This is a genomic window from Streptosporangium sp. NPDC003464 (genome assembly GCF_053588315.1).
Map to the genome: position 1 here is coordinate 1 of NZ_JBSFPS010000154.1, position 23,254 is coordinate 23,254.

At 72.0% G+C, this 23,254-nt stretch carries 23 protein-coding genes; 16 read left to right on the forward strand and 7 right to left on the reverse strand.

All coding sequences use genetic code 11. From position 1 onward, the window contains the following. The first annotated feature begins 68 nt into the window (after positions 1 to 68). From ACWDS7_RS29200 to ACWDS7_RS29225, 6 genes are all read left to right on the forward strand, one after another. A complete protein-coding gene (locus ACWDS7_RS29200) occupies positions 69 to 917 on the forward strand; it encodes an ABC transporter substrate-binding protein (protein WP_451931866.1) in 849 nt (282 codons plus the stop codon). Between the two features lie 2 nt (positions 918 to 919). After that, positions 920 to 1,828 (forward strand): amino acid ABC transporter permease, encoded by a 909-nt coding sequence (locus ACWDS7_RS29205; RefSeq protein WP_451931867.1) that lies wholly within the window; start codon positions 920 to 922, stop codon positions 1,826 to 1,828. Continuing rightward, the gene (locus tag ACWDS7_RS29210; protein WP_451931868.1) at positions 1,825 to 2,622 is read left to right on the forward strand and encodes an amino acid ABC transporter ATP-binding protein; all 798 of its coding nucleotides are present in this window, start codon (positions 1,825 to 1,827) and stop codon (positions 2,620 to 2,622) included. The genes ACWDS7_RS29205 and ACWDS7_RS29210 overlap by 4 nt, the downstream gene beginning before the upstream one ends. Positions 2,623 to 2,790: 168 nt before the next feature. Further along, positions 2,791 to 3,021: a hypothetical protein gene (locus ACWDS7_RS29215; RefSeq protein ID WP_451931869.1), complete on the forward strand. Its 231-nt coding sequence runs from the start codon at positions 2,791 to 2,793 to the stop codon at positions 3,019 to 3,021. Positions 3,022 to 3,023: 2 nt separating this feature from the next. Beyond that, positions 3,024 to 3,506, forward strand: coding sequence for a Clp protease N-terminal domain-containing protein (locus tag ACWDS7_RS29220; protein ID WP_451931870.1), 483 nt, complete (start codon positions 3,024 to 3,026; stop codon positions 3,504 to 3,506). Positions 3,507 to 3,886: 380 nt separating this feature from the next. Then, positions 3,887 to 5,059, forward strand: a complete 1,173-nt coding sequence (locus tag ACWDS7_RS29225) for a serine hydrolase domain-containing protein (protein ID WP_451931871.1) — start codon at positions 3,887 to 3,889, stop codon at positions 5,057 to 5,059. Between the two features lie 86 nt (positions 5,060 to 5,145). Here the strand turns inward: ACWDS7_RS29225 and ACWDS7_RS29230 are convergent, their stop codons facing one another. Beyond that, entirely contained in the window at positions 5,146 to 6,399 is a 1,254-nt protein-coding gene (locus tag ACWDS7_RS29230) for an SMI1/KNR4 family protein (RefSeq protein ID WP_451931872.1), read from the reverse strand. A gap of 9 nt (positions 6,400 to 6,408) precedes the next feature. Beyond that, positions 6,409 to 6,564 (reverse strand): hypothetical protein, encoded by a 156-nt coding sequence (locus ACWDS7_RS29235; protein ID WP_451931873.1) that lies wholly within the window; start codon positions 6,562 to 6,564, stop codon positions 6,409 to 6,411. A 337-nt stretch (positions 6,565 to 6,901) separates the two neighbouring features. On the opposite strand from ACWDS7_RS29235, the gene ACWDS7_RS29240 reads away from it, so the two are divergent. The 3 genes from ACWDS7_RS29240 to ACWDS7_RS29250 all read left to right on the forward strand — a co-directional run bounded on the left by ACWDS7_RS29240 (position 6,902) and on the right by ACWDS7_RS29250 (position 11,487). Then, positions 6,902 to 9,148 (forward strand): metallophosphoesterase, encoded by a 2,247-nt coding sequence (locus tag ACWDS7_RS29240; RefSeq protein ID WP_451931874.1) that lies wholly within the window; start codon positions 6,902 to 6,904, stop codon positions 9,146 to 9,148. Positions 9,149 to 9,289: 141 nt separating this feature from the next. After that, on the forward strand, positions 9,290 to 10,534 hold the full coding sequence (locus ACWDS7_RS29245; RefSeq protein WP_451931875.1) for an MFS transporter: 1,245 nt from the start codon (positions 9,290 to 9,292) through the stop codon (positions 10,532 to 10,534). Continuing rightward, positions 10,531 to 11,487, forward strand: coding sequence for a hypothetical protein (locus ACWDS7_RS29250; RefSeq protein WP_451931876.1), 957 nt, complete (start codon positions 10,531 to 10,533; stop codon positions 11,485 to 11,487). Before ACWDS7_RS29245 ends, ACWDS7_RS29250 begins: the two co-directional genes overlap by 4 nt. Positions 11,488 to 11,490: 3 nt before the next feature. Here the strand turns inward: ACWDS7_RS29250 and ACWDS7_RS29255 are convergent, their stop codons facing one another. Further along, positions 11,491 to 11,634 carry a hypothetical protein gene (locus ACWDS7_RS29255; protein WP_451931877.1) on the reverse strand — a complete coding sequence of 48 codons (144 nt, stop codon included), beginning with the start codon at positions 11,632 to 11,634 and terminating at the stop codon, positions 11,491 to 11,493. Positions 11,635 to 11,669: 35 nt separating this feature from the next. Here ACWDS7_RS29255 and ACWDS7_RS29260 point away from each other — a divergent pair, with 35 nt between their 5' ends. Next, a complete protein-coding gene (locus tag ACWDS7_RS29260; protein WP_451931878.1) occupies positions 11,670 to 12,272 on the forward strand; it encodes a hypothetical protein in 603 nt (200 codons plus the stop codon). A 200-nt stretch (positions 12,273 to 12,472) separates the two neighbouring features. Here ACWDS7_RS29260 and ACWDS7_RS29265 read toward each other — a convergent pair whose 3' ends face one another. Both ACWDS7_RS29265 and ACWDS7_RS29270 read right to left on the reverse strand, forming a co-directional pair. Beyond that, positions 12,473 to 13,357 carry a hypothetical protein gene (locus ACWDS7_RS29265; protein WP_451931879.1) on the reverse strand — a complete coding sequence of 295 codons (885 nt, stop codon included), beginning with the start codon at positions 13,355 to 13,357 and terminating at the stop codon, positions 12,473 to 12,475. 124 nt (positions 13,358 to 13,481) lie between these two features. Further along, positions 13,482 to 14,618, reverse strand: coding sequence for an ROK family protein (locus ACWDS7_RS29270; protein ID WP_451931880.1), 1,137 nt, complete (start codon positions 14,616 to 14,618; stop codon positions 13,482 to 13,484). A 111-nt stretch (positions 14,619 to 14,729) separates the two neighbouring features. Here ACWDS7_RS29270 and ACWDS7_RS29275 point away from each other — a divergent pair, with 111 nt between their 5' ends. From ACWDS7_RS29275 to ACWDS7_RS29290, 4 genes are read left to right on the forward strand one after another with little or no spacing between them, the layout of a single operon-like run. After that, positions 14,730 to 16,004: an ABC transporter substrate-binding protein gene (locus tag ACWDS7_RS29275; RefSeq protein ID WP_451931881.1), complete on the forward strand. Its 1,275-nt coding sequence runs from the start codon at positions 14,730 to 14,732 to the stop codon at positions 16,002 to 16,004. After that, positions 16,001 to 16,843, forward strand: coding sequence for a carbohydrate ABC transporter permease (locus tag ACWDS7_RS29280; protein ID WP_451931882.1), 843 nt, complete (start codon positions 16,001 to 16,003; stop codon positions 16,841 to 16,843). Before ACWDS7_RS29275 ends, ACWDS7_RS29280 begins: the two co-directional genes overlap by 4 nt. Continuing rightward, a complete protein-coding gene (locus ACWDS7_RS29285; protein ID WP_306873497.1) occupies positions 16,833 to 17,654 on the forward strand; it encodes a carbohydrate ABC transporter permease in 822 nt (273 codons plus the stop codon). Before ACWDS7_RS29280 ends, ACWDS7_RS29285 begins: the two co-directional genes overlap by 11 nt. A 9-nt stretch (positions 17,655 to 17,663) precedes the next feature. After that, a complete protein-coding gene (locus ACWDS7_RS29290) occupies positions 17,664 to 19,022 on the forward strand; it encodes an alpha-L-fucosidase (protein ID WP_451931883.1) in 1,359 nt (452 codons plus the stop codon). Positions 19,023 to 19,094: 72 nt separating this feature from the next. Here the strand turns inward: ACWDS7_RS29290 and ACWDS7_RS29295 are convergent, their stop codons facing one another. Together ACWDS7_RS29295 and ACWDS7_RS29300 are read right to left on the reverse strand one after the other, a co-directional pair. Next, the gene (locus tag ACWDS7_RS29295) at positions 19,095 to 20,306 is read right to left on the reverse strand and encodes an RNA polymerase sigma factor (RefSeq protein WP_451931884.1); all 1,212 of its coding nucleotides are present in this window, start codon (positions 20,304 to 20,306) and stop codon (positions 19,095 to 19,097) included. Continuing rightward, positions 20,303 to 20,674, reverse strand: coding sequence for a YciI family protein (locus tag ACWDS7_RS29300; protein WP_306873488.1), 372 nt, complete (start codon positions 20,672 to 20,674; stop codon positions 20,303 to 20,305). Before ACWDS7_RS29300 ends, ACWDS7_RS29295 begins: the two co-directional genes overlap by 4 nt. A gap of 256 nt (positions 20,675 to 20,930) precedes the next feature. On the opposite strand from ACWDS7_RS29300, the gene ACWDS7_RS29305 reads away from it, so the two are divergent. Beyond that, positions 20,931 to 22,424 carry an MFS transporter gene (locus ACWDS7_RS29305; protein ID WP_306873485.1) on the forward strand — a complete coding sequence of 498 codons (1,494 nt, stop codon included), beginning with the start codon at positions 20,931 to 20,933 and terminating at the stop codon, positions 22,422 to 22,424. 67 nt (positions 22,425 to 22,491) lie between these two features. Continuing rightward, positions 22,492 to 23,148, forward strand: a complete 657-nt coding sequence (locus tag ACWDS7_RS29310) for a maleylpyruvate isomerase N-terminal domain-containing protein (RefSeq protein ID WP_451931885.1) — start codon at positions 22,492 to 22,494, stop codon at positions 23,146 to 23,148. Positions 23,149 to 23,254: the final 106 nt, after the last annotated feature.

Consider the following 23,254-nt stretch of genomic DNA (forward strand, 5'->3'; position numbering starts at 1 on the left):
CCTCAGTCCAGCGTCCACGCTCACGCAAGATCTTCTGCAAGAGCGCAAGCTGGTATACGGATGCGAAATTGCACAGCACGGTGTTGTCGGGCCAGGCCCCCGCCGAGGAGAAGGCGGCCGACGTCATCAACGCCATCACTCCCGACGAGAGCCTCGCCGCCAAGGCGCCGGCGAGCCTGAGAGCCGACGGTCTGAAGGTCGTCTCCTCCATCGGCTACCCGCCGATGGAGCTGTTCGCCAGCGACGGCAAGACGCCGATCGGTTTCGACCCCGCCCTGGCCAGGGCCATCGCCAGGAAGCTCGGCGTCAAGGTGACCATCACCGACGAGGAGTTCAACTCGCAGATCCCCGGCGTGCTCACCGGCCGCTACGACTTCGTCATCTCCTCGATGACCGACAACCCCGAGCGGCAGGGCCAGGTCACCTTCGTCGACTATGTGCAGGCGGGTTCGGGGATGCTGGTCAAGGCGGGCAACCCGGCCGGCATCTCCGGACCGAAGGACCTGTGCGGCAAGACGGTCTCCGTCGTCGACAACGGCTCCTCGATGGAGCTGGCCGAGAGCTACGACGCCGACTGCAAGAAGGACGGCAAGGCCGCGGTGGACATCCTGAAGTTCCCCGGCGACACGGAGGCCATGCTCCAGGTGAGCAACGGCCGCGCGCAGGCCACCGTCACCGACTACGTGGTGGCCGCCTACAAGTCCGCCGATCCCAAGCTCGCCATGGAGGCGATCACCCTCGAAGGCACCGAGAGCCCGTGGGGCATCGGTATGAAGCCGGACAACAAGGAGCTCATCGAGTCCGTCAAGGGCGCGCTGGACGCGCTCATCCAGAGCGGCGAGTACGGCAAGCTGCTCGCGGCGTGGAACCTCGACAAGCTGGCCGTCCAGTCCGCTGTGATCAACGGCGGTAAGTGACCGTGCGGACCGAACTGATCACCGACGCGTCGGGCAGGCCGATCCCTGTCGCGCGGACCTGGCACTGGGGCCGCTGGCTGGCCGCGGCGGTCGCGCTGGCGGTCGCGGCCCGGCTGGCCTACCTCCTCGTGGCCAACCCGAACCTGGACTGGGGCAAGGTCGCCGAGTACCTGTTCAACGAACGGATCCTGAGCGGGGTCTGGGTCACCATCGAGATCTCGGTGCTGGCCACGGCCCTCGGGCTGGTCCTGGGCGTGCTGGTCGCGATCATGCGGCTGGCGCACAACCCGGTGCTGAGCGGGCTGGCCACGCTCTACATCTGGTTCTTCCGCGGCACGCCGGTGCTGGTCCAGCTCATCTTCTGGTACAACCTGGCCTTCCTGTTCCCCGAGCTGGTGCTCAAGATCCCGTTCACCACGATCGGCCTCAAATGGGACACCAACCAGGTGATGACCGGCTTCACCTCGGCCATGCTGGGGCTGGGGCTGAACCTGGCGGCCTACTTCGCCGAGACCGTGCGCGCCGGGATCCAGGCCGTCGACCACGGCCAGACCGAGGCGGCGTACGCGCTGGGCATGACGCCGGCCAGGCGGATGCGGGTCATCGTGCTGCCGCAGGCGCTGCGCATCATCATCCCGCCGACCGGCAACGAGTTCATCTCCATGCTGAAGACCACCTCGCTGGTCTACGTGGTCGCCGGGCACGACCTGATGACCAACGCCAGCCAGATCTACAAGGCGAACAATCTGATCATGGAGCTGCTGATCGTGGCGAGCCTTTGGTACATGCTCATGACCGCCGTGGCGACCTTCCTGCAGGGCAGGCTGGAGCGCCGCTTCGGCTCCGAGGCCGTACGGCTGGTGCGCGGCGGCGGCCTGGCCGCCAGGATCCTGCCGAAGGCGGCCGCATGAACGCGCCGGGCGAGCAGGTCGTGCGGGCCTCGGGCGTCCGGATGAGCTACGGCGAGACGCAGGTGCTCAACGGCGTGGACCTCACCGTCGCCTCCGGCGAGGTGAACTGCGTCATCGGCCCGTCGGGCTCGGGCAAGTCCACCTTCCTGCGGTGCATCAACGGCCTGGAGCCGGTGCTCGGCGGCAGCCTGCGGGTGCTCGGCGAGGAGGTCGGCCACACCCTGCGCGGCGGCAGGTACCACCCCTGGACGCCCAAGGAGTTCGCCGCCTTCCGCAGGAACATCGGCATGGTCTTCCAGCGCTTCAACCTGTTCGCCCACCACAGCGCGCTGGAGAACGTCGCCTGCGGTCCCGTCCATGTCCTGGGCACCCCGGCCGACCGGGCGCGGGCGCTGGCCATGGAGCACCTGGAGCGGGTGGGCCTGGCCGACCACGCGCACAAGCGGCCCCACCAGCTCTCCGGCGGCCAGCAGCAGCGGGTGGCCATCGCCAGGGCGCTGGCGATGAACCCGGCGCTGATGCTGTTCGACGAGCCGACCTCCGCGCTGGACCCGGAGCTGGTCGACGAGGTTCTGGAGGTCATGAAGGGCCTGGCCGCCGAGGGGATGACGATGGTCGTGGTGACCCACGAGATCGCCTTCGCCAGGGAGGTCGGAGACTGGCTGACCTTCTTCGCCGACGGCGTGGCCGTCGAGCGGGGCCGGCCCGGAGAACTCCTGGCCAACCCGGGCCACGGGCGGACCAGGGCGTTCCTGTCCAGCGTGCTCGGCCCGGAGGAACGCCGGCAGTCCTAGCGGGGTGCGCCGGCGCCGGCCCGTGCCCGCTACGCGCGTCGCTGTCGGCCGGCCACCCGCCGGACGGCGCCGGCGCGGGCGCGGGCGGGGGAGGCGGCGCGGCCCCCGGAACCCGCAACAAGCAACCTGTGTTGACTAATTTGAGATTAGTCAACTATGGTTGCTTGCATGCCCGCCGATGAGATTCCCGATCCCCCGCAGCCCGCTGACGCGCTGGCGGCTGTGGCGGCGTTGAGGCGCCTGGCCGACCAGATAGAGGACGCCGCCGTCGAGCAGGCCATGCGGGCGGGCTGGAGCTGGCCGCAGGTCGCCGAGGCGCTCGGCGTGACGCGGCAGGCGGTCCACAAGAAGCACGCCAAACGGCTCATCGCCGCCGGCGTCACACTGAGGAGGCGCTGACGATGGCCGCCATCGACCATTACATCAACACGATCATCGATCAGGGAGCACACCAGGCCCACACCGACGGATCGACGACGATCGAGGCACACCATCTCCTGCTGGCGATCGCCGCCGGACAGGAGACCACCACCCACCGGGTCCTGAGCTCGGCCGGGCTGGACCGCCAGGCGATCCGCGACGCGCTGGACCGGGAGTTCGAGCACAGCCTGAACGCGGCCGGGGTCTCTCTCGCCGCCTTCGACCTCCCGCGGCCGAGCACCGTCTCCGCCCCTCCCGCGCAGCTGGGGGCCTCGGCCAAGCTCGCGCTCGAACGAGGCTTCGCCTCCGTCGCCCGGAAGAAGGACCTGCAGCCGGCGCATCTCCTGCTGGGCATCCTGCGGGCCCAGGTCGGCACCGTGCCGCGCGCGCTCGCCCTGGCCGGTGTCGACCAGGACGACCTGGTGACGCGCCTGCTGCAGACGCTCACCGACGCCGGCCGGTAACGGGCAGCCGCCGCCGAGACCGTCCCACCTCCCCGGCGTCCCCCGGCGCCAGGCCCACGACTTTCCCTGACTTTCCCCGGCTTTTCCTGGCCTTCTCCGGCTTTTCTTGGCCTTTCCTGGCTTTCCCGGCGCAGGGCCCGCACGGCGACACGCGGCGGATCCCTGAACGCCGGCCGTGAAGCCCAGCGTGATCGGCGTGCCCATGTCCGCCGCCGCCCCCTCGCCGCCGCCGCCCTCTCGCCGAAGGCCGGCGAGACGCTCGCCCGGCCCGGGCCGCCAACCGTGATCCGGCTGAGTCCGCCGATCCCGGCACCCGTGACCCCCACTCGTCCCGCACCGCGGTCCTGCACGGCTCGCGCCATCCGAAGGGAAACATCCTCATGCGCACACGCACAGCTCAAGCGGGCCTCGGCCTGCTCATCACCGGGGCGATGGTGGCGGGGAGCGCCATGGCGGCCTCCGCGGCGCCCTCGACGGCGGCCGGCCCCGGCCATGCCGAGGTCCAGCGCGTGCTCGACCGGGCCGTGGCCGAAGGCGGCGTCCCCGGCATCCTCGCCGAGGTCCGCGACGGCGGTGAACGGTGGTCCGGCTCGGCCGGAGTGGCCGACTCCAGGACCGGTCGCAAGCGGAAGCCGCAGCACCGCTTCCGCATCGGCAGCACCACCAAGACGTTCGTGGCCACCGTGGCCCTGCAACTCGTGGCCGAAGGCACGGTGAGCCTCGACGACACCGTGGAGAAGTGGCTGCCCGGCGTGGTCGGCGGCAACGGCAACGACGGCCGCAAGATCACCATCAGGCGGCTGCTCGACAACACCAGCGGGATCTTCGACTACCTCCAGGACCAGGCGGCGGTGAACCGCTACGACTACCCCACCCCCCGGCAGCTCGTGCAGATCGCCATGTCCCGGCCGCCCGCCTTCGAACCGGGCACGAGCTGGGGATACTCCCAGACCAACTACGTCCTGGCCGGAATGGTCATCGAACGGGCGACCGGCAGGACGCTGGCGGGGGAGATCTCACGGCGCATCACTCGCCCGCTCGGCCTGGCCGGGACGTATTTGCCACGCGGCGATGACCTGAAGCTGCGGGGACCGCACTCGCGGCACTACTCCAAGCTGAACCTGCCCGACCCCGGCGCCGAGATCCATGACGTGACCGAGATGAACACCTCCCCGTTCTGGGCGGCCGGGGCCATGATCTCCACAGCCGGGGATCTCAGCCGCTTCTTCAGGGCGCTGCTGGGCGGCCGGCTCCTCCCGCCCGCCCAGCAGCGGGAGATGTTCACCATGGTCCCGACCAAGGACTGGATCCCCCACACCACCTACGGCCTGGGCGTCTCCTCGGTGAGGCTGTCGTGCGGCACGACGGTCTGGGGCATGGGCGGGGCCATCTTCGGTTCGTGGTCGTACGCCTACGGCACCCGCGACGGCAGGCGCCTGGTCGCGGTCAACGTCAACGGCGACTGGGCCGGGGGCGGATGGAAGGACCCGATCGGCATCTTCACCGATGTGCTCCAGGCGGAGTTCTGCCCAGGCGGTTCCCGGAGGCCGTAGCCGGCCTCGGCGCCCGGCCCCGGAGGATCTCCTCCACGCCCAGGGTGTCGACGGCCGCCCCCGGTAGCACCCGGTGACCGAACTCCTCAGCGAGCATCGACGTCCTCGGTTCCCGCGCCCGGTCCGGTGGCCTGGGCGCTCGGTGCGGCGGCGATCGCCTCGAAGCGGGACGCGTCGGCGGGGTGTCCCCAGCGGCGGCACTCCCAGGCCAGGCGCCGGGCGCGCAGCCGTAGGGCGGCCGGGGCGCGGTCGGTGGGACACAGGTGGCTCGCCGGCCCGAGTCCTCTCCCGAGCGGGGCGTCGGCGCGCAGGACCTCCTCGGCGGCCGAGGGGTCGCCGGTCAGCACCCGCAGGAGGGCGCGGCGCACGTAGCCGAAGTCGTCGTCGGGACAGTACGCGATGTGCTCCTCGGCCGCCGCGCACGCGTCGTCCAGCCGGCTCTGCGTCAGGAGCAGCTCGACTCGCAGGCGGCGCAGCCACGCGCTCTCGAACGGCTGGCCGCACCGCGGGATCGTGTGTTCCACGGTGGTCAGGGCATCGGTGATCCTGCCTTCCTCGCGCAGGAGCACGGCCTCCGCGAGCGCGATGCGCACCTCGTAGTCCGCCGCGGCGCCGACCGCGCGGGCCCGGGCGAGGAGGTCGCGGGCGTCGCTGTGGTGGTGCCGGTAGAGGGCGGGGTAGGCCCGCCTGAGCAGCCGTAGGACCTTCACCTCCGGCTGTCCGTCACCACCGGCGGGAGGCGGCGGGAGGAGGCTGAGCAGCCGCCGGTCAACGCTCCAGCCGGCCTCGTCGCGCACGGTGGCCTCGATCCGCTCGCCCAGCACCTCGCGCAGCGAACTCTTCAGCCAGTCGTGGTACCACGCGCCGAACGACTCGGCCTCGGGGGCCAGCACCTCGCCGACGCACGTCCAGTCGCCCCAGACCTGGCCCGCGGCGGGGCCGTTGACGACGAGGTGGGAGCGGTAGCCGCAGCCGTGCTCGGCGACCGGCAGCAGCCCTTCGAACGCGGCTTCCATGACGTCGTCGTAGTCCTCGTCGTCCAGGTCGGGCGGCTCCCACTCCTCGGTGAACGGGAACGGGCCGGACCGCGCCCAGGCGCCGTCCGGCCGCAGTCCGTGAACCCCGTAGTACGGGCCGGCGCCGCCGTTGCCGAGCCGGGTCAGGAACGTGCGGTAGTCGGCCGGGAAACGCACCCCGATCCGGGCCTCGACGGCCTCCAGCGCGGCCTCGTCGAGCGGCGGCTCGAACCGGTAGCGGTGCCGGCGGGCGCCGAAGAGTCCGAAGTCCGTGTCGTACTCGCTGAGCGCGTCGATGCCGCGCCGGATGACGTCCAGATCCACAGCGGCACCCTATTCGGTGTGCCGGATGTTCACGGTGACCTCGGCGGTGGCCGAGCCGCTGCCGGGGCGGTCGCCGACCGTGACGGGGCGTTCGACGGTGGCCCGGTCCGCCGGCCCGGTGGCGGCCACGGTGACGGCGGCCGCGGCGCGGCTGGGTCGTCTCATGGGATGAAGGTTCTGCTCCGGCACCCTCATTGTGGGGGAAAAAGTGCCACTGGCACTAATGCGCCATGATTCCAGCGACAAACAGCCATAAATGCCGTTAACAGCTACATAGCGCGTGGTGTCAAGGCGTCAATTCACGGAACAGCAAGCGTTGGCAGGGCCGCTGGCCAGGGGAGACTCCGCCTGACCTGCCCGCGCGCCGCCCGGCCATTCACTGAATGCTGTCACGGTGTCCGACAGGGCCATTGACTCCGTGCGTACGGCAGATAGCTTTCCGATCGCCGTGGGGCCCACGGAGAGGCACGACTCTTGACCCCATCCGAGAGGAACACCGTCCGTGATCCCTTCTCAGACTCAGAGACGCCACAGACTCCTGTCCGGTACGGCGTGCCTGGCGATGCTGGCCGCGCTCGGCGCCGGACCGGCCCAGGCCCAGGCAGCCGGAACCCAGGCCCAGGGCGGGCAGGCCCGGACCACGAACGTACGGACGGCCCAGGCCGCGGCGCAGGCGGCTCCCGCCGACGACACCGTGCCGCAGCTCGCCGAGAGCGCCGCCGGTACGGGCAGCGTCGCCGTGTCCGGGTCGGCGGCCAAGGCCCCCGACCGCGAGGTGTGCAGCTCCGGAGCCAAGTGGCTGCGCCTGCGCTTCACCCGGCTCGACCTACGCGGCAAGGACAGCCTGACCGTGACGGGCTCGGCCGGCGGCAGCTCCCGGTTCACCGGGGACGCCTGGCGCGACAGGGTGTTCACCACCCGCGCGCTGCAGGGCGACTGCGTCAAGGTGGAGCCCCGCTTCAGCGACCCGGCCAGCGCGTACGCCGTCGACGGTTACCAGGCCGGCACCCGGCCCCTCGCGGCCGCCGACGTCGTGGTGGCCGGGGCCGGCGACATCTGCGGCAGCGCCTGCGCCGACACCGCCGAGCTCCTGACGGGCATCAACCCCGCCGCGGTCTTCACCACCGGCGACAACGCCTACGAGAGCGGCACGCTCAGCGAGTACAACGGCGCCTACAGGCAGACCTGGGGCCCCTTCTTCGGCAAGACCTACCCCACCCCCGGCAATCACGAGTACAAGACCAGCGGCGCGTCCGGCTACTTCGACTACTTCGGCGCCCGCGCCGGCGCCCGCGGCAAGGGCTACTACAGCTGGGACATCGGCGACTGGCACTTCGTCGCGCTCAACAGCAACATCTCGACGAGCGCCGGCTCGGCCCAGGAGCAGTGGCTGCGCCAGGACCTCGCCGCCAACACCAAGCCGTGCACCGCGGCCTACCTGCACCACCCGCTCTTCAACGTCGGCAACCACGGCGCGGCCACCGGCACCCGGCCGCTGTGGAAGGCCCTCTACGATCACAAGGCCGACCTGCTGCTGGCCGGCCACGACCACAACTACCAGCGGTGGGCGTTGCAGGACCCCGACGGCAGGGCCGACCCGAACGGCATCCGGGAGATCCTGGTCGGCACGGGCGGCCGGAGCTTCTACTCGCTCAGCTCCAGCAACCCGGCCAATCTCCAGGCCAAGAACGCCAACACGCACGGCGTGCTCAAGCTGACCCTGTCCAGCACCGGTTACCGGTTCGACTTCGTGCCGATCGCCGGCCGCACGTTCACCGACAGCGGCACCGCCACCTGCCACAGGGCGGGCTCGAACACGCCCGACTTCGCGCTGGGCACCCAGCCCTCCTCGATGAACGTCGTCCCCGGCGCCTCGGCCACCTCCACCGTGCGGGTGGCCAGCCGTGACGGCTTCGCCGGCACCACCCGGCTCGCCGTCTCGGGCCAGCCGTCCGGCGTGACCGCGACGATCTCACCGTCGTCGGTGACGGTCAGCGGCGGCACGAGCGCGGACGCCACGCTCAACGTCTCGGTGGCCGCGGGCACGCCCACCGGCACCCACACCCTGACCGTGACCGGCACCTCCGGCTCCCTCAGCCACACCGCGACCGTCCAGCTCACCGTCGGCGGCGGGGGTGGCACGACCGCCTTCTCCGACGACTTCGAGGCCGAGCGCGGCTGGACCGCCGACCCCGCCGGCAGCGACACCGCCACCAGCGGGCGCTGGGAGCGCGGCGACCCCGAGGAGACCGCCGAGTCGGGCGTCAAGCAGCTCGGCACCACGGTCAGCGGCGTCAACGCGCTGGTCACCGGCAAGCTGGCCGGCTCCGGGCCGGGCGCCGACGACGTCGACGGCGGTGTCACCAGCGTCCGCTCCCCGGCCATCACGCTGCCGGCCGGCGCCTCCACGCTGACCTTCTCCTACAACTTCGCCCACCGGGACAACTCCGGCCCCGACGACTACCTGCGCGTCAAGGTCGTCGGCACCAGCACCGTCACCGTCCTGGAGAAACTCGGCACCGCCTCCACCGACCTGGACGGCGCCTGGAAGGCGGCCACCGCGGACCTGAGCGCCTTCGCCGGGCAGAGCGTCCGCATCCTCGTCGAGGCGGCCGATCTCGGGACGGCGAGCCTCGTCGAGGCCGCCGTCGACGACGTGCGGATCACCTCCTCCGGCGGGGGAGACACCCTGTCGACACCGCCGTGGACGGCTCCGGCACGGCCGCGGACGGGCAGCGGCTCCGGGTGAAGGACACGCTCGACCAGGACAACGGCGTCCTGAACTCCTGGAGCCCGACCTTCTGACCGGCGCCCCGGGGGCGCGGGACGGAGCCGCCGTCCCGTGCCCCCGCTCGGCCCGCCAAGCCCTCCGTCCCAGAGAAGGTGAACCGTGTATCTGTCCACAACCAGGGCCACCGGGACGCCCGCGGCCGCCGGGCGGCTGAGATCCGCCCGCGTGCCCGCCACCGTGGTCGCCCTCGGCATGGTGAGCTTCTTCACCGACATCTCCGCCGAGATGGTCGCGGCGTTCCTGCCCATGTACCTGCTGTACGGCCTCGGCGCCGGTTTCCTGCACCTCGGTCTGCTCGACGGTCTCTACACGGGCGCCAGCGCGCTGCTGCGGCTGGCCGGGGGCCATCTGGCCGACCGGTCCGCGCGGCCGAAGGCGGTGGCCCTGGCCGGTTACGGTCTGTCGGCCGCGAGCAAGCTGCTGTTCCCGATGGTGGGCGGGGCGGTCTCGGCCATCGGCGCGGTGGTCGCCGTGGACCGGGCGGGCAAGGGGCTGCGGGCGGCCCCGCGTGACGCCCTCATCACGGCCGCCACGTCCCCGCACGCGCTGGGCGCGGCCTTCGGCGTCCACCGGGCGCTGGACACGGCGGGTGCGCTGCTCGGCCCCGTGGTGGTGTTCGCGCTGGTGGCCGCCGTCGGTGACGCCTACGACGCGGTCTTCGTCACCAGTTTCTGCCTGGCCATGATCGGCGTGGTGATCCTGGCGTGCTCCGTGCGCGACCGGCGGATCGCCCCGGCCGTCCGCCCGCGGGTCTCCTTGCGGGAGGGCTGGGGGCTGCCGGCGCGGCGCCCGCTGCGCCGGGCGGCGGCCTACGCGACCATGCTGGGGCTGGTCACGGCCGGGGACGCGTTCGTGTTCGTCGGCGTCCAGCGGCAGACCGGGCTGGGCGCGGCCACGCTGCCGCTGCTGCCGCTGGCCACCTCGCTGGTGTTCCTTCTCGCTGCGGTGCCGCTGGGCAGGCTGGCCGACCGGGCCGGCGGCTGGAAGGTGTTCGTGGCCGGCCACGCGCTGCTGGCGGCGGCCTACGCGCTGCTGGCCGCCGAGTGGCAGGGCCCGGTGGCGGCCGCATGCGTGCTGCTGCTGCACGGGCTGTTCTACGCCGCCACCGACGGGGTGCTGATGGCCCATCTCGCGCCCCACCTGCCCGAGCACCTGCGCGCCAGCGGCCTGGCCATCACCCAGACCGGCCAGGCGCTGGCCCGCACGGGCGGCACGATCGGCTTCGGCGCGCTCGCCACGGGCTGGGACCTGCGCGTCTCGTTCGTGGTCTTCGCCGTGCTGCTCGCCGCCGGCCTCCTGCCGGCCTGCGTCTTCCCGCCCGACGGAAAGGAGACCCCGTCGTGAGCGCCCGCCGCCGGATCGTCGCTGGAGTCTGCTCGATCGTGGCGCTGGTCTGCGCGGGCGGCGGCTACGTGGCCTGGGCGATGGCCGGGAACGAACAGCCGCTCACGCGGGCCGCGGCCGAGGCCGGGCCGGGCACCCTCGTGTTCCTGGACCGCGGCCGGACCCTCGCCCAAGTGCCGGTCACGGACGCCGGCGCGGAGCCGGTCCGCCGCGCCCGGACCTGCCTGCGCGCCTACACCTCCGGGGGCACCACGGTGTGCCTGCGGACGGTCGCCGTGCCCGCCGGTTTCGAGGCGGTGTTCCTGCGCGGTGACAAGGAGATCGCCGAGCCGGTCCGCGTCGACGGCACGCCCAGCAGGGCGCGGGTCTCCCCGAGCGGCCGCCTGGCGGCCTGGACGGTCTTCCGCTCCGGCGACTCCTACGACCCGGGCGGGTTCGCCACCACCGCCGGCATCTACGACACGCGGTCCGGGACGCTGCACGGCTCCCTGGAGGACTTCGCCGTCGTCGTCGACGGCGAGCCGTACCGGCGGGAGGACCGCAACTTCTGGGGCGTGACGTTCGCGGCCGACGACCGGACCTTCTACGCGACGATGGGGTCGGGCGGCCGGATCTGGCTGCTCCGCGGCGACCTGGCCACGCGCACGCTCACCGCGGTCGCCGGCGGCGTGGAGTGCCCCTCGCTGTCGCCCGACGGGACGCGGATCGCCTACAAGAGGCGGGCCGGCACGCGCTGGCGGCTGCACGTCATGGACCTGCGGACCGGGCGTGAGACCCCGCTCGCCGAGCGGGCCGAGGTGGACGACCAGGCGGCCTGGGTGGACGGCGCGACCGTGGCCTACGCCCGGCCCGACGGCGAGGGGCGGATCTCTCTGTTCGCCGTGCCGGCCGACGGCACGGGGGCGCCGCGGCTGCTGCGCCGGGACGCCTCCTCGCCGGCGGTGATCCAGTGATGGTCAGTTCCACTCCCAGGCCACGCCGTGGATGCCCGGCTCGGGGTCGAAGAGCGTGTAGGCTGCCGTGCCCGTGCCGCCGATCAACAGCTCCTCCGTCGCGGTCCGCGGGTGCGCGATCGACGGCTGGTAGAAGCCGCGGCACAAGGGGGGGCAGCGCCGCCGGGTCGAAGACCACCTCGATGGTCAGCTCCCGCGTGCCGGGCACCACCCGGTGGGCGGTGTGCGGGTCGAGGTGGCCGGGCGGGAAGGCGAGCGTGTACTCCGTCACCGCGGTCGCGCCCTGCGGGAGGATGCGGTCGAGGATCATCTCGTGGACCTCGAAGCCGGTCTCCGGGTCGCTCCTGACCCGGCCGGGCCGCCATCCCCGGGGCTGCTCGATGGCCGGGCCGGGCACCCCGGCCATGTGGAAGTGGTGGACCATGAGCGCGCGGTGCACGTGGGGGCGCTGCGCTTCCAGCACCACCTGCATGAAGACCGAGCGGATCTGCCGGTGCGCGTCGAGCCGTACCAGCGTGCTGCGCCGCCGCTGGAGCAGGTGGGCCATGCTCTCGGGGGCCGCCTCCACCTGGGCGAGCACCCGCAGCAGCCCCTCCGGCCTGGCCCATGACCGGTCGGGCCGGGTCGGGCGGGGGACGTGGTGCCCGGTCCAGCGTCCCCGGGGCCTGGGCGGTCCGAGCAGGCCGACGAGCGACCCGGCCGGCACGTCCAGCACCTGCTCCAGGGCGCGCAGCGCCCGGATCGACTCGGCCCGTTCGGGCTGCGTGCGGCCGGACTGCCAGTAGCTCAGCGCCGTCCTGCTCACCGAGATCCCCTGCTCGCGCAGGCGGTGCTGGAGGCGGTCGAGGCTCAGGCCGCCCACCTGGATGGCCAGCCTCAACGCGACGCTGAACGGCCCGGCGGCCAGCGCCTCGTCGAGGGACCTGCGCAACTCCTCAGGCGGCTGCTGCTGGTTCACCCCTGCGCTCCCTTCCGTCGAGCACGCCTACAGCCAGCCCCGCCGGGCCGCCGCGGCGGCCAGCTGGAACCTGCTGGTCGTGGCCGTCAGAGCCATCAGCTGCTCCAGCCGGCGGTAGAACGTCCTGCGGCTCATCCCCAGGCTCTGGGCCGCGCGGGCGTCGCTGACCCCCGCGTTGAGCAGGACGAGCAGCCTGCGGTCATCGGCGCGGATCGACGGCCCCGTCCCGGCCGCCAGGTGCAGGGGGACGGCGCTCTTCCAGCAGATCTCGAACAGCCCGGTGAGCGCCTCCAGCAGGCCCCCCGGGTAGACGATCGTCAGCGCCCCGTCCTGGCCGTTCTCCGGCCTGGCGAGCCACGCGAGGTCCTTGTCGAGGATGGTCATGTTCACCGGCAGGTCCGCGGCGACGCGTGCCCGCTCCCCGGCCTCCACGCACGGCGTGACGTTCTCCTCCAGGTAGCCGGGCAGCTCCAGGGACTCCCGCGCGTAGACCACCCGGTAGCTCACCCCCCGGGTGAGCTGCTCGATCTCCGCCCTGTTGACGGCCCCGAACAGGTGCGGCGGCCGGTCGAGCCGCCGGATCCCGTGCCGGACGCCGTTGACGAGCTGCCGGATGCGCAGCTTCACCGCAGGGCCGGTCACCACCTCGACCGGCGAGTCGACGTCGGTCCTGCGGGCGGACCTGCGCTGCGTCTCGAAGGCGTGGCCCACGGCGATGCGCGCCTGCTCGACGTCGGCCTGCCGCCGCCGGACCAGCGCGTCGAGGCCGACCTCCGGCACCACCGCCCGGAAACCGCTGGCGTCGTGCCGGCCCGCCAGGCCCCAGGTGGTGAGCTCCTTCAACGCCGAGCGCGCCTGGTCGGCCCGCAGGTCCAGCGCCTCGGCGAGCGCCGCCTCGGTCGCCTGCTGCATGGAGAGCAACTGTACGTAAACACGGGCGGTTTGGGGGCGTAAGCCGAGAATGACCAGGTGACTATATAAATCATCCGGTTCCACGCGATCACTATAAGTAATCCGGTGGCTGTCCGTCGGCATTTCACGAGGCGAGACTGGCGGCCAGCACCAGGCTGGCCGCGCCGCGGGCGTGACCGCTGTCGTCCCATGGTCTCAGGGTGATCTCCAGTCCGGGCAGGGCCGCGATGACCCCCTCGTCGACCGCGCGGTGGAAGCCGGGCGCGATGTACGGCCAGAGCACGTGGCTCTCCCCGATGACGGTCAGCGCCCGCACGGCCAGTACGTTCACCACGCCCGCCACGGCGCGGCCGAGGATCTCGCCGGCCCCGGCGAGCAGGTCGCGCACGCCCGGGGCGTCCTCGGCGGCCAGGCGGCGCAGCCCCTCCAGCGGTGGCGGCACGTCGACGAGGCCGCGCGCCACGGCCTCGGCGGCGAGCGCGTAGTCCGCGACGTAGGCGTCGACGCAGCCGCGCCGCCCGCACACGCACTTCGGGCCGCCCGGACCGGTGGGCACGTGGCCGAACTCGCCGGCCACCCCGTCGGGGCCGCGATGGACCCGGCGGCCCAGCACGATGCCCATGCCCACGCCGTCGCCGATGGCCAGCACCAGGAAGTCGTCGTGGTCGCGGCCGGTGCCGTAGAGCAGCTCTCCCGTGGTGGAGGCGCGGGTGTCGTTGTCGATCAGCACGGGCACCGGCAGGCGCGCCGCCAGTGGCGGCTGGAGCGGCAGGTCGGTCCAGCCCATGCGCGGCGACAGCCGCACCGTGCCGGTGCCGGGGTCGATGACCCCCGGGACGGCCAGTCCGATGCCGAGCACCCGCGAGCCGGTGTCGGGATCGCGCAGCACGTCCTCGCACGCGGCCGCGAGCTGCCGCACGGGGTCGCCCGTGGGTGAGAACGGCCGGGTGAAGCGGGCCACCTCGCCCCCGTCGAGCCGGGCCAGCACGCCCATCAGGTGGTCGGGGTGGACGCGCAGGCCCAGCGTGTAGGCGGCGTCGGGGACGACCTCCAGCGGCACTTTCGGCCGTCCTCTGCCGCTGACCTGCGGCGGCAGCTCGCGCAGGTAGCCCAGCTCGATCAGGCGGCGGGTGTGCTCGGTCACGGTGGCCGCGCCGAGGCCCAGCCGGGCGGCGATCTGTGACCGATTGAGCGGCTGTGGCCCGAGCATGGCGAGGATCTCCGCCTTGACCAGGTCTTCCCGGTACGGAGGTGGGGGCATGTCGGTCATTCTGCCTCTCTTGACGGCCTGCGCGTCCCGACCCTAAGGTCAGCCACCATAATAAATTCGCCCCCGAAAAATATCACGGGCGGCGTCTAGGAGGGAGCGCAGATGCGCATGCGCAGAAGCGTCCTGCCGGTCCTGTGCCTGGCAGGCATGATGGTCTCCGCCGCGTGCGGCGGCGGAGGCTCCGGCGCGTCGGGCGGCGCCCGCGACACCGGAGGCACCGTCACGCTGGACTGGGAGATGTGGGCCGGCAGTGAGGACGAGAAGGCCCAGCTCGACCATCTCGCCGCGCTCGTCACCCAGAGACACCCCACCATCAAGGTGAATCTCCGCACGGCGCCGTTCAACGACTATTTCACCAAGCTCCAGACCGAGTTCGCGGCCGGCAAGCAGCCGTGCGTGGTGTCCATGCAGAGCCTGCGCCTCAGCGCCTACGCCGACCTGCTGGAGCCGCTCGACGGCAAGGCCGACACCCAGGGCTTCGCCCCCGCCGCGCTGGAGGCGCTCAAGCTGGACGGCAGGCAGCTCGCCCTGCCGTACGACCTGGCCTCGATGCTTCTCTACTACAACAAGGACGCCTTCACGAAGGCGGGCGTGGCCGAGCCGAAGAGCGGTTGGACCGTCGCCGACTTCGAGCAGGCGGCCAAGAAGCTCTCCACCGGGGGCAAGGCCGGGTTCGGCATGTCCTTCGCCGACCTGCACTCGCTGTCGCTCATGCTGTCCTACAACGGGGCCCGGCCGGTCACCCCGGACGTGAAGCTGGGGTTCGACAGCCAACCCATGGTGGACGCGCTCACCTGGTACGCCGGCCTGGCCGCGAGCAAGGCGGCGCTGGTGCCGGCCAGCTCGTCCGACGTGGGCTGGGGCGAGACGCAGTTCGTCAACGGCAACGCCATGATGGCGGTCGACGGGTCGTGGAACATCGGCTCGGCGGTCAAGGACGCCAAGTTCGCGGTCGGCTTCGCGCCGCTGCCCGCCGGGTCCGGCGGCTCCAAGACCTACCTCGCCGCCTCCGGCTTCGGCGTCGCCAAGGGCTGCCCCTACCCGCAGGAGGCCGCCAAGGCCGTCTCGGTGCTGACCGGGCCGGACGCCCAGGCCTACCTGGCCGGGCAGGGCCGCAGCCTCCCCTCGCGCACCGACCAGCAGGCCACCTACGAGGAGTTCCTCGTCAAGCAGGACCCGCGCAACGCCGAGGCGGTGCGCGGCGCGATCGCCTCGCTCAAGGACGGCCTGGCCGGCGGGGTCCCCCTCTTCACCACCAAGAACTGGGACAGCGTCAGCAAGCTCATGGCGCAGTACCTCATCCAGGTCTACACCGGCGACCAGTCGCCCAAGGACGCGCTCGGCACGATCCAGCAGCAGAGCGTCCGAGGCCAGTGAACCCGCGTACGACAGAGCAGTGGAGCGCGCTCGGCTTCGTCACGCCGAGCGTGCTCGGGCTGGGACTGTTCACCCTGTTCCCGGTCGGGATGGCCGTCGTCATGAGCTTCTTCGAGTGGCCCATGCTCGGCACGCGGGAGTTCGTCGGCCTGGAGAACTTCCGCTACCTGCTCGGCGAGGATCCCGACTTCCTGACCGCGCTGCGCAACACCTTCGTCTTCACCGGCCTCTACGTGCCGCTCAACCTCCTGCTCGCGCTCGGCCTGGCGTTCTGGATCAACCGGTCACGCTGGGCGAACCTGTGGCGGGTGCTGTTCTTCGTCCCGGCCATCACCCCGATGGTGGCCAACGCGGTCATCTGGAAGCTGCTCTTCCAGGCCGTGGGCGGGGAGCCGAACCTGCTGGCCGACGGCCGTACCGCGCTGCTGGCCGTGGTCGCGATGAGCGTGTGGCAGGGGTTCGGCTACAACATGATCGTCTTTTCCGCGGCCATCAACGAGATGTCGCCCAGCGTGCTGGAGGCCGCCTCGCTCGACGGGGCGACCGGGCTGCGCAGGCTCGTCAGCGTGCAACTGCCGCTGATCTCGCCGGCGCTGTTCTTCGCGGCGACCATGACGATGATCAACGCGCTGCAGGTGTTCACCCAGCCCTACATCCTCACGGCGGGCGGGCCGGGCAACGTCACCGAGACGCTGGTCATGAACATCTACCAGGCCGGCTTCGAGTCACGCGACCTCGGCCTGGCCGCGGCGGGCGCGTGGCTGCTGTTCGCGGTCATCCTCGGCGTCACGGCCGTGCAGTTCCTGGGCCAGAAACGGTGGGTCCACTATGAGAGCTAGCCGCCTGCTGTCGCACACCCTGCTGGCCGGCGTCGCCCTGGCGTTCCTGTATCCGCTGATCTTCGCCGTCGCCACGGCGCTCAAGCCGCCGGGCGAGACGTTCGGCTCGCCGACCGCGCTGATCGGCTCCGAGCTGCGCTGGCGCAACTTCGCCGACGTCTTCGACTACGTGCCCTTCGAGCGCTACATCGGCAACGGCGTGCTCGTGTCGGGCGCGGGCACCCTCGTCGTGCTGGCCGCCTCGGCGCTGTCGGCCTACGCCTTCACCGCGCTGCGCTGGCGCGGCCGGGACGGCGTCTTCCTCGTCTTCCTGGCCACCATGATGGTGCCGCAGGAGGTGCTGGTCGTGCCGATGTTCCTGCTCATGCAGGGGCTCGGCTGGGTGGACAGCTACCAGGCGCTCATCTTCCCGTGGGCGTTCACCGCCTTCGGCACGTTCCTGCTGCGGCAGTTCTTCAAGAGTGTGCCGGGCGAGCTGCGCGAGGCGGCGCGCCTCGACGGCGCCGGAGAGCTGCGCGTCTTCCTGCGCGTCATGCTGCCGCTCGCCAGGCCCGCCCTGGGCGTGCTCGCGGTGTTCACCTTCATCGGCTACTGGAACAGCTTCCTGTGGCCGCTCATCATGATCAACGATGTGAACGCCAGAGGTACCGTGCCGCTCGGCCTGCAGCTCTTCTTCGGCCAGAACGGCAACCAGTGGCACCTGGTCATGGCCGCCTCCGTCATCTCCGTCCTGCCCACCCTGCTGCTCCTCGTCGCGCTGCAGAAACACCTGGTGAAAGGGATCGCCACGGCCGGGCTGGCCGGGCGCTGAAAGGAATCCATGCTCTTCTTCGATCGCCGGACCGGTCCCGACCTCGGCGCGGACGCGCCGGACTACCCCGACAGACCGGTGCCCGACTGGTACCGGGACGCCAAGTTCGGCGTGTTCGTCCACTGGGGGCTGTACTCGGTCGCCGGATGGGCGCCGCCGCGCGGGCCGGGCCAGGACGTGCCCGCGGAGCTCGAGTACAGCCACCACCAGTACGCCGAGTGGTACGCCAACACCCTGCGCATCCCCGGCTCGCCGACCAGCGCCCACCACGAGAGCGCCTTCGGCGTCGGCACCTCCTACGAGGACCTGGCCGACGGCTGGGCGGCCGACAGGTACGACCCCGACGGCTGGATGCGGCTCTTCGCCGCGTGCGGGGCGCGCTACGTGGTGCCGACGGCCAAGCACCACGACGGCTTCTGCCTGTGGGACACCGCCACCACCGGCTTCTCCAGCGTCCACCGGGGACCCCGCCGCGACGTCGTCGCCGACCTGGCGGGCGCCGCCCGGTCGGCAGGACTGCGCTTCGGGCTCTACTACTCCGGCGCGCTCGACTGGCACGTGTCGCACTTCCCGCCCATCCGGTCGCTGACCGACCTGTTCACCTACCGGCGCAACGACCCGGCCTTCGCCCGCTACTGCTTCGACCAGGTGCGGGAGCTGGTCGAACGGCACCGGCCCGACGTGCTGTGGAACGACATCGACTGGCCGGACTCCGCCAAGGCCGCCGGGCCGCACAGCCTGGCCGCGCTGTTCGAGCACTACTACGAGCGCGTCCCCGAGGGGGTGGTCAACGACCGGTGGGGCGTGCCGCACCGGGGCTTCCGCACCCGCGAGTACCGCACCGAGACCACCGCGCCCGAGTGGACGTGGGAGGCGACGCGCGGTCTCGGCGCCTCGTTCGGCTACAACCGCGCGGAGGACGACACCCACCTCATCGGCGCCACCGAACTGGTCCACCTCCTCGTCGACACCGTCGCCAAGAACGGCAACCTGCTGCTCAACATCAGCCCGCGCGGCGACGGCTCCCTGCCCGGTGCGCAGGTCGACCGGCTGCGCGACCTCGGCCGCTGGCTGGCCGCCCACCCGCACGCCGTCTACGGCACCCGCCCCTGGCACCGCCACGCCGAGCCGGTGGGCGCGCCACTGCGCTACACGGTCCGCCCCGACGGGACGCTCAACGTGATCGCGTTCGACCCGGCGCACGGCTGCTTCCGCCTGCCCGCCGACCTGCTCGACCACCCGGGCGCCCGCTGGGGCGAGGAACCGGCGCGGATCGACCGGGACGGCACCGTCACCGTCCCGCCGGCGCTGCGCCACCTGCCCGCCGCCGTCCTGACCCTGCCGCCGTCCTCGGTCTTCCGGCCGTGACCGCCGCCCGTCCGCTGCTCCGGCCCGGACGAGATCCACGGAGCACCACCGGTGAAGGGGCTGGGGCGGAACCTATGTCCTCACCCGGCTGGCCCGGGCCTCCAGGTAGCGTCGCTCGGCGATGCTGGCGGTGGACTTCGCGGCACGCCGGTAGTGCTCGTACGCCCCGGCCGTGTCGCCGGTCCTCTCCAGCAGATGCGCCCGTACGGACAGCAGCCGGTGATGCCCGGCCATCCGCTCGTCACCGTCCAGTGTGGACAGCAGGGCCAGCCCGGCCGGCGGGCCCTCGGTCTCGGCGAGCGCGATCGCCCGGTTGAGGGTGACCATCGGGTTGGGCGCGATCCGTTCCAGGATCAGGTAGAGCGCGTGCACCTGCGGCCAGTCGGTCGCCGCGGCCGTGGCCGCGGCGGCGTGCGTGGCGGCGATGGCGGCCTGCAGCTGGTAGGGCCCCAGCGCCGGGCCGGCCAGTGACGCCTTGACCAGCTCGATGCCCTCTTCGATCAGCCCGCGGTCCCATCTCGCACGGTCCTGCTCGTCCAGCGGCACCAGGTCGCCGGCCGCCGTCGTGCGTGCCTCCCGGCGGGCGTCGGTCAGCAGCATCAGCGCGAGCAGCCCGGTCACCTCGCCGTCCTCGGGCAGCTGCGCGTGCACCATCCTGGCCAGCCGGATCGCCTCGTGCGCGAGGTCGGCGCGGTGCAGCTCGCTGCCCGAGGAGGCGGTGTAACCCTCGTTGAAGATCAGGTAGAGCACGTGCAGGACGACCCGTAGCCGCTCCTCGCGGTCCGGGCCGTCCGGCAGGCCGAACGAGCTGCCGGCGGCCTTGATGCGCTGCTTGGCCCGGCTGATCCTGGCCGCCATCGTGGCCTCCGGCACCAGGAACGCGCGGGCGATCTCGGCCGTGGTCAGGCCGCCGACCGCCCGCAGCGTCAGGGCTGTCTGGGAGGCCGCGGTCAGCGTCGGATGGCAGCACAGGAACAGCAGGACGAGCGTGTCGTCGGTGTCCGGTACGTCCTCGGGCACCACCTCGGCGGCCGTCGCCGACTCCCGCTCGCGGCGCGCGTGGTCACTGCGCATCTGGTCGATGAGCCGACGGGACGCGACAGCCACCAGCCAGCCGCGCGGGCTGTCCGGCACTCCCTCGGCCGGCCACTGCAGGGCGGCGGCGAGGACGGCCTCCTGCACGGCGTCCTCGCACCCTTCGAACTGGCCGTGCCGGCGTATCAACGCGCCGAGGACCTGCGGCGTGAGCTCACGCAGCAGGTCCTCGATGACTGGTGCTGTCATGCCTCCAATTGTCCGTCAGCGAACATCACCTGTCGCACCTCGACCCCCAGACCCTCGATCGCGGTGTCCGGGATCTGCGATGCCAGCTCGATCGCCCGCTCCTTGTTCTCGCAGTCGATCAGGTAGAAGCCGCCCAGATACTCCTTCGACTCCAGGAAGGGCCCGTCGGTCACCACCGGCTGGCCGTTGCGCACGGACACCACGGCGGCCTGTGACGGGTCGACCAGTGCCTGGGTGGTGATCAGCTCGCCGGACTTCTTCAGCGCCTCGATGAACTTGCCGTGGCCGTCGCCGATCGCCGCCTTCTCCTGGTCGGTCAGCGCGTCTATCACGGCCGGGTTGATGTGCATGCTGATCAGGAACTTCATCTCGTACTCCTCGTGGTCCGCGAGCCCCGGCTGGGCCCTTCGAGTGGTTGGTCGGAGCCGCCGCCGCCGTCTTGACATCCCCCGCCACAAATTTCGCATGAGTTTTTCCCCCATCGCCCCGCCCGGACCGGGAGGCCGTCATATCTGCTGACGCCCACCGTGGCAGACGCGTGAGATTTCCTCCGTACCGATGTCAAGAACCTCTCGGCCGCTCCGACCAACCGGCGAAACGTCGAGAGAACAAGGAGTCCCGGATATGCGAGTCAACCGGGCATGGCTGGGACTGGGCGTCCTGGCGCTGCCGACATTGCTCGTCGCGATAGACACGACGGCGTTGCTCCTCGCGCTCCCACAGCTGAGCGCCGACATGGGCGCCACCAACGTCGAGCAGCTGTGGATCAGCGACAGCTACGGGTTCATGGTGGCCGGCATGGTCATCACGATGGGTACGCTCGGTGACCGGATCGGCCGCCGGCGGCTGCTGATGATCGGCGCGGCGGCATTCGCGGTGCTGTCGGTCGTGGCCGCCTTCGCGGTCAGCCCGCTGATGCTGATCGTCGTGCGTGCGCTGCTGGGCGTCGCCGGCGCGACCCTGGCGCCGTCCACACTTTCCTTGATCACGAACATGTTCCGCGATGAACGGCAGCGCGGGCAGGCCATCGCGATCTGGGCGACCTGCCAGTTCACCGGCGGCGCGCTCGGACCCGTCCTCGCCGGGTTCCTGCTCCAGCACTTCTGGTGGGGGTCGGTGTTCCTGGTCGCCGTGCCGGCGATGGGGGTGCTGCTGCTCGCCGGGCCGGTCCTGCTGCCGGAGTTCCGCAGCGACCAGGCCGGCCGGCTGGACCTGGCCAGCGTCGGGCTGTCGCTCGTGGCGGTGCTTTCGACGGTCTACGGCATCAAGCAGCTGACCGTCGAGAGCGTGCCGGCCGTGCCGGCGGTGGCCCTCGTCGTCGGCGCGGCCATGGGACTGCTGTTCGTCCGCCGGCAGCTGCGGCTGGAGACGCCGCTGCTGGACCTGAGGCTGCTCCGCAACCGCCCGTTCACGGCCGTACTCGTCGCGCTGGTCTTCGCCGGCATCGCCATGGCCGGTACGGGCCTGCTGGTGACCCAGTACCTGCAGGGCGTGCTGGGCTTCTCGCCGCTCATGTCGGCGGTGCTGTTCGCACCCATGGGCCTGGGCGTGGCGGTCGGCACCATGGCCGCGCCGGCGCTCGCTCGGCGGATGAAGCAGACGACCGCGATCGCCGGGGGACTGGTGGGGTCGGCGCTGGGCAGCCTGCTGCTGGTCGGCGTCGGCGGTGCGGGCGCCCTGCCGCTGGTGATGATCGGCATCGCCGTACTGGCGCTGGGCACCGGCCCGCTGTTCGCGCTGGGCACCGGGCTGGTCGTCGGGTCCGTACCGCCGGAGCGCGCCGGCTCGGCGGCGTCGATGTCGGAGACCGGCAACTACTTCGGCGGTTCGCTCGGCTTCGCGCTGCTGGGTGTGGTGGCCGCGGTGGTCTACCGCAGCCGGATGGACGGCACGTCCGACTCGCTGGCCGGCGCGGTCGCCGCCGGCCGGCACCTCCCCGCCGGCCAGGGCGCGGAACTGCTGCACGCCGCGCGGGAGGCGTTCACCGCCGGCCTGCACGTCACCGGTGTCGTCGCCGCGGTTATCTTCGCCGGGCTGGCCGCGCTGATCCTCACCATGCGCCCGGCAGCCCGGACCACCCCGGCCGCGCTCCCCGACTACGAGGCGACCCGCTCGTAGAACCCCGCCGGGGCCGGCCGTCCGAATGCGCTTGTCCGCCATGGCGGCACGGAACTACCTTGCCGCTGTGGATCTCTTCTCACGCTCTTGGACGGCGTTGCGCACGGCGGTCGCCGGACTCCCGGACGAGGACTTCACGCGGCCGTCCGGCTGTGCCGGCTGGCTCGTGCGGGACCTGGTGTGCCATCTGGTCATCGACGCTCAGGACGTCCTGATCACCCTCGTGACCCCCGCCGCAACGGAACCGACCCGCGACGCGGTGACCTACTGGGAGGTCACCGGAACGCCGCCGACCGGCGACGACCCGCTCGACGCGCTGACCGTACGGCTGGCCGCCGCCTACGAGGAGCCTCGGCTGCTCAAGTTCCACCTCGACGACGTCGGCTCCGCCGCCGGCCGCGCCGCCGAACTCGCCGACCCGGACCTCCGGGTCGGCACCCGCGGCGAGGTCCTCACCGCGGGCGACTACCTGTCCGCGTACGTCCTGGAGTGGACGCTGCACCACCTCGACCTGGTCGCGCACCTCCCGGACGCGGCGGGACCACCCGCGGAGGGGCTCGCCCGGTCCCGCGAGATGCTGGAGAAGATCGCCGGGACGGCGTTCCCCGCGTCGTTCTCCGACCAGGACGCGCTGCTGGTCGGCACCGGACGGCGTGCCCCGACCGGCGCGGAGCGGGTCGAGCTGGGCGAGCTGGCCGCGGAACTCCCGCTCGTCCTCGGATGATCGTCCGGCTGAACGGGACCTTCGGCGCGGGCCGGACGGCGGCGGCGCGGGACCGGTCACCCGGCTTCCCGATGGGCTGGTCGTCGACCGGTGCCCGTTCAACGCC